The organism is Methylophilus sp. 14, assembly GCF_015354345.1.
Classification (GTDB): Bacteria; Pseudomonadota; Gammaproteobacteria; order Burkholderiales; family Methylophilaceae; genus Methylophilus.
Window position 1 is genome coordinate 21,442 of record NZ_JADKYS010000010.1, and the last position, 12,047, is coordinate 33,488.

12 protein-coding genes are annotated in these 12,047 nt (G+C 51.0%); 7 read left to right on the forward strand and 5 right to left on the reverse strand.

Translation table 11 applies throughout. The features are described from left to right. The first annotated feature begins 8 nt into the window (after positions 1-8). The 6 genes from INP78_RS14255 to INP78_RS14280 all read left to right on the forward strand — a co-directional run bounded on the left by INP78_RS14255 (position 9) and on the right by INP78_RS14280 (position 3,925). Positions 9-734, forward strand: a complete 726-nt coding sequence (locus INP78_RS14255) for a HugZ family protein (RefSeq protein ID WP_194742868.1) — start codon at positions 9-11, stop codon at positions 732-734. Beyond that, positions 731-1,093 carry a DUF2069 domain-containing protein gene (locus tag INP78_RS14260; RefSeq protein ID WP_194742869.1) on the forward strand — a complete coding sequence of 121 codons (363 nt, stop codon included), beginning with the start codon at positions 731-733 and terminating at the stop codon, positions 1,091-1,093. The genes INP78_RS14255 and INP78_RS14260 overlap by 4 nt, the downstream gene beginning before the upstream one ends. Before the next feature lie 97 nt (positions 1,094-1,190). Continuing rightward, positions 1,191-1,940, forward strand: a complete 750-nt coding sequence (gene surE, locus INP78_RS14265) for a 5'/3'-nucleotidase SurE (protein WP_194742870.1) — start codon at positions 1,191-1,193, stop codon at positions 1,938-1,940. 5 nt (positions 1,941-1,945) lie between these two features. Next, positions 1,946-2,620 carry a protein-L-isoaspartate(D-aspartate) O-methyltransferase gene (locus INP78_RS14270; RefSeq protein ID WP_194742871.1) on the forward strand — a complete coding sequence of 225 codons (675 nt, stop codon included), beginning with the start codon at positions 1,946-1,948 and terminating at the stop codon, positions 2,618-2,620. Next, complete coding sequence (locus INP78_RS14275; protein WP_194742872.1) at positions 2,617-3,504, forward strand: peptidoglycan DD-metalloendopeptidase family protein; 888 nt, start codon at positions 2,617-2,619, stop codon at positions 3,502-3,504. Before INP78_RS14270 ends, INP78_RS14275 begins: the two co-directional genes overlap by 4 nt. A 73-nt stretch (positions 3,505-3,577) precedes the next feature. After that, complete coding sequence (locus INP78_RS14280) at positions 3,578-3,925, forward strand: hypothetical protein (RefSeq protein ID WP_194742873.1); 348 nt, start codon at positions 3,578-3,580, stop codon at positions 3,923-3,925. 45 nt (positions 3,926-3,970) lie between these two features. Here INP78_RS14280 and leuA read toward each other — a convergent pair whose 3' ends face one another. Further along, positions 3,971-5,656 (reverse strand): 2-isopropylmalate synthase, encoded by a 1,686-nt coding sequence (gene leuA / locus INP78_RS14285; RefSeq protein ID WP_194742874.1) that lies wholly within the window; start codon positions 5,654-5,656, stop codon positions 3,971-3,973. A 163-nt stretch (positions 5,657-5,819) separates the two neighbouring features. Between leuA and INP78_RS14290 the strand changes: the two genes are divergently transcribed. Beyond that, positions 5,820-6,284, forward strand: coding sequence for an Lrp/AsnC family transcriptional regulator (locus INP78_RS14290; protein ID WP_194742875.1), 465 nt, complete (start codon positions 5,820-5,822; stop codon positions 6,282-6,284). Between the two features lie 736 nt (positions 6,285-7,020). On the opposite strand, the gene INP78_RS14295 is transcribed toward INP78_RS14290, so the two are convergent. From INP78_RS14295 to mutS, 4 genes are all read right to left on the reverse strand, one after another. After that, positions 7,021-7,389, reverse strand: a complete 369-nt coding sequence (locus tag INP78_RS14295; protein WP_194742876.1) for a co-chaperone YbbN — start codon at positions 7,387-7,389, stop codon at positions 7,021-7,023. A gap of 150 nt (positions 7,390-7,539) precedes the next feature. Beyond that, a complete protein-coding gene (locus INP78_RS14300) occupies positions 7,540-8,073 on the reverse strand; it encodes a PEP-CTERM sorting domain-containing protein (RefSeq protein ID WP_194742877.1) in 534 nt (177 codons plus the stop codon). A gap of 168 nt (positions 8,074-8,241) precedes the next feature. Beyond that, positions 8,242-8,835 (reverse strand): nitroreductase family protein, encoded by a 594-nt coding sequence (locus INP78_RS14305; protein WP_194742878.1) that lies wholly within the window; start codon positions 8,833-8,835, stop codon positions 8,242-8,244. A gap of 10 nt (positions 8,836-8,845) precedes the next feature. After that, positions 8,846-11,392: a DNA mismatch repair protein MutS gene (gene mutS / locus INP78_RS14310; protein WP_194742879.1), complete on the reverse strand. Its 2,547-nt coding sequence runs from the start codon at positions 11,390-11,392 to the stop codon at positions 8,846-8,848. Between the last annotated feature and the right edge of the window lie 655 nt (positions 11,393-12,047).

The following is a 12,047-nucleotide window of genomic DNA, read 5'->3' on the forward strand; positions in this document are numbered from 1 at the left end:
AGTAAGCTATGTCTGCTGCCCTCGCTCACGAAGCCCGTCAGTTTTTATTTTCAACCCGGCATGCCATTTTGTCGACGCATTCGATGAAATATCCTGGCTACCCTTTTGGCTCTGTGGCCCCCTTTGTCTGTAACCAGCAGGGCGAGCCGGTGTTATTGATCAGCACCATTGCCGAGCACACTAAAAATATCCAGGAGAATGCAAAAGTGTCGTTACTGGTGTTTTCCGGCGCCGATGATTTGCAAGCCAATGCACGCCTGACGCTGATGGGCGAAGCCATTCATTGCGATAAACAAGACGAAGACTTGCGTGCGCGTTATTTACGCTACCTGCCACAAGCCGCCAGTTACTTTGATATGCATGATTTTCATTTTTACCGCATCAAGATTGAGCAAGTACGCTATATTGCGGGCTTTGGCCGTATGGGCTGGTTTGAAGGCGATGCCCTCAATGACGACCTGGCTGACAGCATGCTGGCGGCACAGGAAGGCGGCATTGTTTCCCATATGAACGAAGACCACAAAGACAGCCTGCTGCAATATTGCCAACATGTGCATGGCGTGACAGCCGATCATGCGGAAATGATCGGCCTGGATGCAGAAGGCTTTGATGTGCAATATCATCAGGGCGAAGAAACACAAGGCTTGTTGCGCTTTCAGTTTGAACAACCAGTATTGAATGCAATGGACGCGCGTAAAGCACTAGTTGCCCTTGCACAAGCAGGTAGATCATGATTCCACGCATTTTATCCGTTAGCCGCAGTGCGGCCAGCCTCAGCCTGCTGGGCCTGATTGTCTTGTGCCTGGGTTGGGAGATTTTCTGGGCGCCTTTACGCGCGGGCGGTAGTTTGCTGTTTCTCAAAACACTGCCCTTACTGCTACCGTTATTTGGCATCTTGCGCGGCAAACGTTATACCTATCAATGGTCAGGCATGCTGATTTTGTTCTACTTCACCGAAGGCGCCGTCAGGGCATGGTCAGAGACAGGGGTCGCACGTTGGTTGGCAGCGGCAGAAGTCATCCTCAGCCTGGTTTTCTTTGCCAGCGTGATTGCCTATTCCAAATACACAGGCCGCAGTTACCAGCCTGCGTGAGATCGCTTTAACAGCGTCTATACAGGTGCCATTTTCACTATAAATTCTTTCGTGCACGGACGCTGACAAGCCTGGTAAACCTTATATAATATCGGGCATGAGAATTCTGTTATCCAATGACGATGGCTACTTGGCACCAGGCCTGAACACACTTGCCAGCCACCTAAGCAAAATCGCTGATATTACGGTAGTGGCACCCGAGCGTAACCGCAGTGGCGCCAGCAATTCACTCACGCTAGATCGCCCCTTGAGTGTCAAACAAGCCGCCAATGGTTTTTACTATGTCAACGGCACGCCTACTGACTGCGTACACATTGCCCTCACCGGCCTGATGCAAGACATGCCGGACATGGTGATCAGTGGCATCAATGATGGCGCCAATATGGGCGACGACACCATTTACTCAGGCACGGTCGCGGCCGCGACAGAAGGCTACCTGCTAGGCATTCCTTCATTTGCGGTCTCTATGTCGCAGCACCAGCCAGCCCACTTTGAAACAGCGGCAAAAATCGTGGTCGACCTGGTCAAGCAATACAACCACAGCGAATTTACCGAGCCTACCCTGCTCAATATCAATGTGCCAGACCTGCCATTGCAAGAGATTAAGGGCCGCCAGATCACGCGTCTGGGCAAACGCCACAAAGCTGAGTCTGTGATTAAACTCCAAACTCCGCGTGGTGAAACCGTGTACTGGGTAGGCGCTGCCGGGCAACCAAACGATGGTGGTGAAGGCACTGATTTTTATGCAGTCTCACAAGGCTATGTTTCTATCTCCCCGATTCAGGTAGACCTGACCAAGCATTCGCAAATCGCAACCATGCAACAATGGCTGCAAGCCAAGAATTAAGTATTATGGCAATTCCAAGAACATCCAATAAAACCGGCATAGGCATGACATCGTCACGTACGCGTGAGCGCATGCTGACCCGCCTGCGCGAACAAGGTATTAGCGATGAAGTGGTGATCGCCGCCATGGCCGATATTCCGCGCCATATTTTTGTCGATGAAGCGTTGTCTATTCGCGCTTATGAAGATGTTTCGCTGCCAATTGGTTATGGCCAGACCATTTCACAACCCTACATTGTGGCCAAAATGACGCAAATCCTGCGCAATGGCAAACAGCTCAACAAAGTGCTGGAGATAGGCACCGGTTGCGGCTACCAGACAGCAGTATTGTCACGCGTCAGTAGCGAAGTCTACTCACTGGAACGCATCCGCCCGCTGGTGATGAAAGCTAGAAACCATTTGCGCACCTTAAAATGCACCAACGTTAAGTTGGATCACGCCGATGGCAGCCTGGGTTTGAAAAATTATGGTCCGTTTGATGCCATCATGGTCACCGCTGCCGCCAGCCATGTGCCGCAAGAGCTGGTTGAACAACTGGCCGTGGGTGGCCGCATGGTAATCCCGGTTGGCACCACAGAACAAGTCTTACATCTGATCGAGCGTAGCGCGCAAGGTGTACAACAAATTGCGTTGGAGCCGGTCAAATTTGTTCCATTGTTGGGAGGCACGGCTTTATCATGAGATTTCGTACTTTGCTCACGGTATGGGGCACCAGTTGCACACTTGCCGCCTGCGCCTTGAACTCACCCATGCCACGTGCGCCGGTCAGCAGTAGCCCGGCCACCAGTGAGAGCAAACCAGCCGCCCCGGCAACGTTGGGCGCCAATCAATACCTGGTGCAAAAAGGTGACACACTGTACAGCATAGGCCGTAAGTTTGGCATCCCGTTCATGAAACTGGCAGACTTTAACCAGTTGCAGGCGCCTTACGAGATTCAGGTTGGCCAGGTACTTAACCTGAATGCCAAAGCAACGAGCAGCACAGCAAATAGCAAAGCCAATGACAGCGCCAATGCGCCAGATGATGCAGAAGTCGTGACTTCAGCGATTGTTCGCCCAGACATTAACAACACTGCTGAACCCGCGACGACTGCAACAGCAAGCAATGCGCAGACACCTGCTGACACCGGCAAGACGGCAACCGCAACGGACCTTGAGGCCATTACCGATGCAGATATTCAATGGCAATGGCCATTAGCGGGTAAAGTCAGCACCGGCTTTGACGCCCAAACCAATAAAGGCCTCAATATCACCGGCAATGCGGGCCAGGTGATTAATGCCGCAGGGGCGGGCAAAGTCATTTACAGCGGCATGGATGTACGTGGCTACGGCAAACTGATCATCATCAAACACAATAGCAACTTGCTGTCAGTGTATGCCCACCAAGGGAATTCTCTGGTCAAAGAAGGCGTGTTTGTCGCCTCTGGCGAAAAACTGGCCAATTTGCCTGCCCAAGCCAATAACAAATCACCGGTACTGCATTTCGAGATCCGCCAAAAAGGCAAACCGGTAGACCCGGCCAGTTATTTACCGAATAATCCGGCTACAATAGGCAGTAACAGTTAACACCCGCGCACGCTGTGCGGGCTTGAAAGCAGTGAATCGCGCAGATGCGCATATTGCTTGAAAGGAGTAGCGCATGGATCCGAACCGTTACAGTAAGAACCGCACTATCCGCCCCGATAGTCCCTGGCAAATCGTGCAGGCATTATTCACCCTGGGCTTGATGGTGTGTGGCTTTATCGGCATTGCCGTGCATGTATTTGGCAGCAATCAGGGGCCGATGGACTGGGTGCAATGGGTCATGGCTTCAACGCTCAACATGATACTCACTGCCGCTGGGCTAGTGGCCGCCTTCGCCTTCCATCGCTACATCACCCACATCAGTAGCCAGCAACGGCGCTCAGCCAGCAACCTGCCGGTCTACGCCATGATGCTGGTCGGCGCCTATTTCATCTATAGACTCATCACTACCGGCCACTGGTAAAGATACACCGCCTATCGTCAAGACGACAGGCGGCGGTCACTCACATCAGGCCGTTTTGGCCATATCTACTGGCTGTACACCACAGCGATTCATGCCGCTGAAAATCGCTTTAATAGACGCGGTGACAATATTGGTATCCATCCCCACGCCATAACAAACCTTGCCCTGGCAGACGACCTCGACAAAAGCACAGGCAGTCGCTTCGCCAGCAGAAGGACTGGCACCCAGCGAACGCTCTTCAAAACTGCGCACCTGCACCTGTATGCCAATATTCTGCAGTGCATGAATCGCCGCATCTACCGGCCCATTGCCCTGCCCGCTGGCGATGGTCGGTACACCATTGACGGCAATATGCATGCGGATAGCCTGTCCTTGTGCATGCGTCTCAAGCTGGTAGTCCTGAAAGTGCAGAGGCACGATGGCAGACACATACTGCGCATTAAACAGCTGCCACAGCTCGACTGGCCCGACTTCACTGCCATGTTGGTCAGTGTATTGCTGCACCACGCCTGAAAACTCCACCTGCATGCGTCTGGGCATAACAACGCCATAATGGTTTTCCATCAGGTAGGCCACGCCGCCTTTGCCAGACTGGCTATTCACGCGAATAATCGAATCATAATTGCGGCCCAGGTCTTTAGGGTCAATCGGCAGGTAAGGCACATTCCAGCGCGCATCTGCCTGCTGTGTCGCAAAGCCTTTTTTAATCGCGTCCTGATGTGAGCCAGAAAAAGCAGTAAACACCAGGTCACCCGCATACGGATGACGCGGATGAATCTCAATCTGCGTACATTCTTCTACCGTACGGCCTATCGCGTCAATGTCCGAAAAGTCCAGGCCTGGATGCACGCCTTGCGTGTACATATTGAGCGCCACCGTCACCAGGTCCACGTTACCAGTGCGCTCGCCATGTCCAAACAGGCAGCCTTCCACGCGGTCAGCCCCGGCCATGATGCCCAGCTCAGTTGCCGCCACCGCCGTACCGCGGTCATTATGCGGATGTAGGCTCAAAATCACGCTATCACGGCGGGCAAGGTTGCGGTGCATCCATTCAATCTGGTCCGCATACACATTCGGGCTCGCCACTTCTACCGTCGCCGGGCAATTGATAATCACTTTGCGTGTTGGCGTCGCCTCCCAGGCCTCGGTGACCGCATCACACACCTCTTTAGAAAACGCAATCTCAGTGGCCGTAAACGTTTCCGGGCTATATTGCATGATGATCTCGGTCTCAGGCATGTCAGCTGCCAGCGCTTTGACTAGCTTCACCGAATCCACGGCCATGGCCTTCACCTCAGCCTTGCTCATATTAAAGACAACCTCTCTAAACGTAGGCGAAATCGCATTATAAATATGCACAATGACACGGCGCGCGCCACGCACAGACTCCATAGTGCGGCGTATCAGATGCTCACGTGCCTGCGTCAGTACCTCGATAGTGACATCATCCGGAATACGTTTTTCCTCAATCAGGCTGCGCACAAAATTAAAATCCGTTTGTGACGCAGAAGGAAAAGCCACTTCAATTTCTTTAAACCCCATCTGGCACAGCATATTAAACATACGCAGTTTCTTTTCCGCATCCATAGGCTCAAACAGCGACTGGTTACCGTCACGCAGGTCAGTGCTCATCCAGATCGGTGGCTGGCTGATGACCGCATTCGGCCACTGGCGGTCTTTGAGATTCACAGGGGGAAAAGCCTGATATTTTTGTGCGGATTGTGCCTGCATGCTGTGCTCCATCGGTTTTGTTTTTGACAGGAGACATGATAGAGGTTTGGCAAAAAATTAAATTGCTAATTTCCACTTAAATAGCCAATTTAAAAAATATTATTTCAATTTATTAATTATTTTTGTAATATTATTTCAATATAAAATTAAAGTTGAAATTTATATGAAATTAGACCGCTTCGACAAAGCCATACTCAGCATTCTGCAAACCGACGGACACATCAGCAACCAGGAACTCGCTGACCGTATCGGCCTCTCCCCCGCGCCATGCCTGAGAAGAGTCAAAGCATTAGAACAAGCAGGGCTGATACTTGGCTATCAGGCACTGGTCGACGCCAAAAAGCTGGGGCTTAGCCTGATGGCACTGATTGGTATCTCCATGGACCAACACACACCAGAGAGATTTGCCAACTTTGAAAGCAGCATCACGCAGATTCCAGAAGTGCTGGAATGCCTGCTGATCACTGGCCAACAATCGGACTACTTGCTTAAAGTGGTTGTAAAGGACATGGATGATTACCAGCACTTATTACTGCATAAAATCACCAAGATTGCGGGAGTTACGGGGGTTCATACCAGCTTTGTACTGAGAAATGTGGTGGCACGGGCGAAAGTGCCAGTGGATTGAGTTGTGAGCATAAAATAAAAATCTGCTCCTTGTTGTGATGTTGCTTTTCGCCTATGGGCGAGTCACTTTCTGGTGCTTGTCCCCCAGAAAGTAACCAAAGAGGACGACACCCAGCCATCACGGCCTGCGGCTCCCTTGTGTTGCTCAACAAAGTGGGCGTCCATCGAAACTCGCCCTAGCGGCTTGCAAAGGAAGCAAGCCACCGCGGAACTCGAACAGACGATGGCCGACTACCCCCACTTCGTCTCCGCTACTCAGCGTGATAGGATGGGATTCTTCTCGCCAAACTTACATTGATGAGATTTGGACGGTTCAAAAACCAGATTCTTTGTCTTATAACCATCGACGGTTGCAGTCGCATGGTGTGCGGGGTCCCCATCTGACGCGCCGAGCAACGCAGGATTGGCGGGAGTTGTCGGCCATCGGCTGTCCGAATCCCGCAGCAGCTCACGTAGTTTGCGAGCTGCCAGGTTGAGTTTCGATGGACGCCCGGCAAGCCGAGTAGCACAGGAATCAAGCGGAAGCTGGGGTGCACTTTCTTTTGGTTACTTATTCTTTGGGCAAGCAAAGAAAAGTAACTCGCCGAAAAGGCGAAAAGCAACCCTTCAACAAAGAACACCCTTCCCTCCTCGCCTTAGTCTAGCTCCACTTCGTAATGAGGAACCTAAATTAACCGGGAAACACAAAAAGCAAAAGGCCATGCAATGCATGGCCTTTTAAACACAACAATCAATAATTATTGCTTAGCGTCTTCCGCTTTGTAATATTCACGCACTGGCGTCATATCAAACTCACGTGCCCATTTGATAATCTCATCCAGCGCCGGAGCACCAATCTCACCGACTTGCGCATGAATCCCTGCACGCTCGCGAATCACCAGCAATCCTGGAATTTGCTTTACTTCAAAGTACTCAGAAATTTCCGGGTCCGTTTCAGTATTCACCATACCAAACACAATGTCCGGATTTTTTGCTGCAGCAGCTTCAAAAGTGGGTGTAAACGCCACGCAAGGATCACACCACGGTGCCCAGAAATCAACCACCACGAACGCATTATTTTCGATGGTTTCTTTAAAATTCGCTTTGGTCAGTGTTACAACCGCCATACTATCTCCAGTCCAAAAAATTGTTTTTATGGCATATATTTTAACAGACGATCGTTACTGCCAGCGAAATTTTCACTGGTAGTTGACACGAGTGCTCTAAAACAAAAAAGTCGGCAAAGCCGACTTTTTTATCGTTCACATACACATGAATTACGCAGTGGTTTTTCTTCTACGCACCAATACAATCGCACCTAAGCCAGCCATCAACAAACCGTAGGTTTCTGGTTCTGGCACAGCATTCACACGGAATGCATAGTTCAGATTGGTGACATTGTTGTCTCTGACAAAAGCAGAAGCAGCTGAGTGGATATCACCCAACACAAATGAATCTACTGGGCCGTAGTATGCACCGTTGTATTTGTTGTTGTAGTCTTGTGCAAATACAGCACCGCCGTAACCAATCACATCATACCAAGCCTGGAAGTCGATGTTTGCAGCAGACGCATCAATAGTACTGATGACGTAGTCTGATGCAGAGCCACCAAACAACAGTGCAGCGGCTTCTTGCGCTGTATAGGCTAACGGGCCATTGGTAGCATCAAAGGCACTATCACTCCAGTATGGTGCATCATCGTTATACACAGACCAGCTACCCACAAAGGTATAACTAGCGGCATTGGCAAAAGACATGCCTACAAACAAGGCTGCGCCGACCAGCGTTTTAGTAAAGCGCGAAATCAACATATTCTCTCTCCTCTAAGAATTAACCCGAATAAACAGGCATATTTTTAATAACAAATTTTATTTATGGTCCATGCTAATTCATCGTGTCAAATAACTCAACAACAATATGATTGATCAGCGGCTAATCTACCCAAACGGGCTAATCTGCGCATAGACAGAAATGCCACATTACTGACCTTGCCATACGCCATTAAAAAATAACTCCTCCAGTGGCTTGCGGCTACGGGCAGCCAGTTCGCGCTCTTTCACTTCTCCCGACAAACTGTCTACGGATGCCTGGTAGCCGACGGTAACCATCGCCAGGATCTGGTAACGCTCAGGCACATTGAACGTCATCCTGGCTTTATCGGCATCGAATCCACCCATTTGGTGCGCCATCAGCCCCAGTGCCGTGGCTTGCAAACACAGGTTTTCAGTCGCGGCGCCGGTATCGTAGGCGGCCCACTTATTCGGTTTATCGTTATGCCCAAACAAAGTATCTGCGCAAATTAATAACAGCACCGGCGCGTTCACTGCCCAGCCTTGGTTGCCAGGCACCAGGCAATCAAACGCTGCCTGCCAGGCTTGCAGGTTATCGGCCTTGTTGCAAAAGACATAGCGCCAGGGCTGGTCGCCAAAACAGGATGGCGCCCAACGGGCAGCTTCAAGCAGGCTGACCACTTGTTCTTTGCTGACCGACTGGTCTGCATCATAAGCACGGCCGCTCCAGCGGTTGGCTAACAGTTCATGAATGGCTTGTTGCGTGATCGCAGGTTTTTGCATGGTCAAATCCTCACAATTGTTTTTTTAAAGAATACAGTAACTCTAACGCCTGCTTGGGCGTCAGGTCATCTGGTTGAATACGTTCTAACTCTGCGACCAGCGGGTGCAAAGGCGGGTCCTCTGGCACATGACTGACCGCAAACAAATCATTTTGCGGTGTAGCCGCAATGGTTTGGTTTTCCAGTTGCTGCAGTTTGCGCTTGGCCAGTTGCACTACAGATTTAGGAATACCGGCCAGCTGCGCCACCTGTATGCCGTAACTCATGGTCGCGGCGCCCTCTTCTACCTTATGCAAAAACACAATGCCCTGACCATGCTCCACCGCATCCAGGTGCACATTGGCGGCATGCTTGGCTTCATCGACAATTCTAGTCAACTCAAAGTAATGGGTCGCAAACAAGGTCAACGATTTGTTTTTTTCCAGTAACTGTTTAGCCACGGCCCAGGCCAGGCTCAAACCGTCAAAAGTGCTGGTGCCGCGGCCAATCTCATCCAATAACACCAGGCTATTGGCACTGGCATTGTTCAGGATATTGGCCGTTTCCGTCATCTCTACCATAAAGGTTGAGCGCCCACCTGCCAGGTCATCAGAAGCACCAATCCGGGTAAAGATGCGGTCTACCTCACCAATAACTGCACGTTGTGCGGGCACAAAGCTGCCACAATAGGCCAACAATACAATCAATGCTGTCTGCCGCATAAAGGTGGATTTACCACCCATGTTCGGGCCAGTAATCAGCAGCAATTGCCGATAGGCATTGAGCGTGACGTCATTCGCCACATAAGGCTGCGCAATGCTTTCCACCACTGGATGGCGGCCGTGCTGAATATCGAAGCCAATTTCGGCACGAAACTCAGGTTGTACGTAATTAAGTGCCCGCGCCCGCTCGGCAAAACAAGCCAACACATCCAGGCTGGCGACCGCCGTGGCGATGCGTTGCAACGTGGTGATGTGCGGCAATAGTGCATCCAGCACCTGCTCATAAAGCATTTTTTCGCGCGCCAAGGCACGCTCATTGGCACTCAGCACCTTATCTTCAAATGCTTTAAGTTCAGGCGTAATAAAGCGTTCAACGTTTTTTAGTGTTTGGCGGCGACGATATTCCGGTGGCGCACTTTCGGCTTGCAAGCGGCTGATTTCAATATAAAAACCATGCACACTGTTATATTCGACTTTGAGGTTGGCAATGCCAGTACGGGCTTTTTCTGCAGCTTCAAATTGCAATAAGAAGTCACCATGATCGGTCTGAATCGCACGCAACTCATCCAGCTCGGCATCGTAACCAGCGGCAATCACGCCGCCTTCGCGCAACACCGCAGAAGGCTCCGCCTGAATCGCCTGCACCAACAATTGCAACGCATCAGAGGGTGCTTGCAATTCACCCAGCAACCCTTGCAATAAAGGCGACATCGCTCCTGGCAAGGCTGAGGTCAGCGCCGGCAATTGCAACAAACTATCACGCAGACCAGACAAATCACGCGGACGGGCCGTTTTCAGGGCGACCCGTGCCGTCATGCGCTCAATATCGCCTATCGGATGCAGCGCCTGCTGCAAGGTACACTCCAGAAACTGCCCCAGCAACTCAGCCACTGCCAAATGACGCTGCTGGATGAGGTGCTGATTGCGCAAAGGATGATGCAACCAATGACGTAACAATCGCGCGCCCATGGCCGTCTGTGTTGAATTCAACAATGAATACAAGGTAGGCGTGGCTTCACCACGGATGGTGGTATCAATTTCCAGGTTGCGGCGTGTTGCCGCGTCTAGTTGCAGGTAATGATGGCTCTGCTCTACACGTAAACCGGCAATATGCGGCAATGCCGTGCGCTGTGTATGTTTCACGTACTCTAGCAATGCCCCTGCTGCCGTCACTGCCGCAGGCATCTCTCCACAGCCAAAACCGCCCAGGTCATGCGTATTAAATTGCTGCGTTAAACTACGGTTAGCGGTATCCAGGTCAAACTGCCATGGCGCCAAGCGTTTTTTGGCGCAACGTGACTGTTGCAACACCTCTGAACTATGGTCCTCCGCAATCACCAGCTCGGCAGGATGAATACGCTCCAGCTCTTGCGACAAATGCCCGGGCGCGATCTCACTTAACACAAACTCGCCTGAAGCCAGGTTGAGTCGCGCCAACCCAAGCACACCTTCGCCTTTGGCCACACACAGCAGCGTGTTATCGCGTGTCTCATCCAGCAGCGCCGCGTCCGTCAGGGTGCCAGGCGTGAGGATACGCGTCACCTCACGCGCTACTGGCCCTTTAGACGTTGCCGGATCACCCACCTGCTCGCAAATGGCCACTGCTTCGCCCATTTTTGCCAACTTGGCCAGATACCCTTCGGCTGCGTGGTAAGGCAAACCCGCCATTTTAATCGGCTCGCCATTGCTGGCACCACGGCGGGTCAGCGTAATGCCCAGCAAACGAGATGCTTTTTCGGCATCCTCAAAAAACAATTCATAAAAATCGCCCATGCGGTAAAACAGCAGCATATCGGGATACTGTGCTTTTAACGTCAGATATTGACGCATCATCGGGGTGTGATTTTCGAAGGACATGCAGGGAAACTTTGATTTAGAGGTGTTGGAATAAATAGCCAGTGCATCTTACAACAAAAGCATGTTTTTTGCCGAGAGTGCTTTTAGAAAGAGGATGATGAAAGAAAGTCATTCTTCAAAGCTGTTTGTTGCATGTTGACATTTCTTTCGCCTTTAGGCGAGTCACTTTTCTTTACTTTTTCGACGTGGCAGTATTTTGTGAGTGTTGCTTTCGCCTTTCCGACGACCATTCTTTCTTATGCTTGTCCATAAGAAAGAAGGCAAAGAACAAGACACCCCAGCTTCCGCTTGTATCCTGCGTTGCTCGTCAAAATAAGCGGTCACGAAACTCAACCTAGTAGCTCACACAGAACGTGAGCTACTGCGGGATTCGAACAGTCGCTCCCTTCTTCCTTATTTTGACTGCGCTACTCGGCGCGGCAGATGGGGACCCCGAACACCATACGACTGCGACCATTCGCGAATTGAAGAAAAAGAATCTGGTTTTTTGACCGTCAACATTTATGCAATGTGAGTTTGGCGAGATAAATCCCATTCCATCACGCTGAGTAGCGGAAACAAAATAAGAGTAGAGGGAGCGACTGTCTGAGCTCCGCAACAAGCCACGAAGTGTGTGGCTTGTCAGGGCGAGTTTCGTGACCGGCTTATTTTGTTG

What these genes read in the sequence shown, in the direction of transcription:
- INP78_RS14255 (WP_194742868.1), top strand. Translation starts at nt 9, where the DNA reads ATGTCTGCTGCCCTCGCTCACGAAGCCCGTCAGTTTTTATTTTCAACC.
- INP78_RS14260 (WP_194742869.1), top strand. Translation starts at nt 731, where the DNA reads ATGATTCCACGCATTTTATCCGTTAGCCGCAGTGCGGCCAGCCTCAGC.
- surE (WP_194742870.1), top strand. Translation starts at nt 1,191, where the DNA reads ATGAGAATTCTGTTATCCAATGACGATGGCTACTTGGCACCAGGCCTG.
- INP78_RS14270 (WP_194742871.1), top strand. Translation starts at nt 1,946, where the DNA reads ATGGCAATTCCAAGAACATCCAATAAAACCGGCATAGGCATGACATCG.
- INP78_RS14275 (WP_194742872.1), top strand. Translation starts at nt 2,617, where the DNA reads ATGAGATTTCGTACTTTGCTCACGGTATGGGGCACCAGTTGCACACTT.
- INP78_RS14280 (WP_194742873.1), top strand. Translation starts at nt 3,578, where the DNA reads ATGGATCCGAACCGTTACAGTAAGAACCGCACTATCCGCCCCGATAGT.
- leuA (WP_194742874.1), bottom strand. Translation starts at nt 5,656, where the DNA reads ATGCAGGCACAATCCGCACAAAAATATCAGGCTTTTCCCCCTGTGAAT.
- INP78_RS14290 (WP_194742875.1), top strand. Translation starts at nt 5,820, where the DNA reads ATGAAATTAGACCGCTTCGACAAAGCCATACTCAGCATTCTGCAAACC.
- INP78_RS14295 (WP_194742876.1), bottom strand. Translation starts at nt 7,389, where the DNA reads ATGGCGGTTGTAACACTGACCAAAGCGAATTTTAAAGAAACCATCGAA.
- INP78_RS14300 (WP_194742877.1), bottom strand. Translation starts at nt 8,073, where the DNA reads ATGTTGATTTCGCGCTTTACTAAAACGCTGGTCGGCGCAGCCTTGTTT.
- INP78_RS14305 (WP_194742878.1), bottom strand. Translation starts at nt 8,835, where the DNA reads ATGCAAAAACCTGCGATCACGCAACAAGCCATTCATGAACTGTTAGCC.
- mutS (WP_194742879.1), bottom strand. Translation starts at nt 11,392, where the DNA reads ATGTCCTTCGAAAATCACACCCCGATGATGCGTCAATATCTGACGTTA.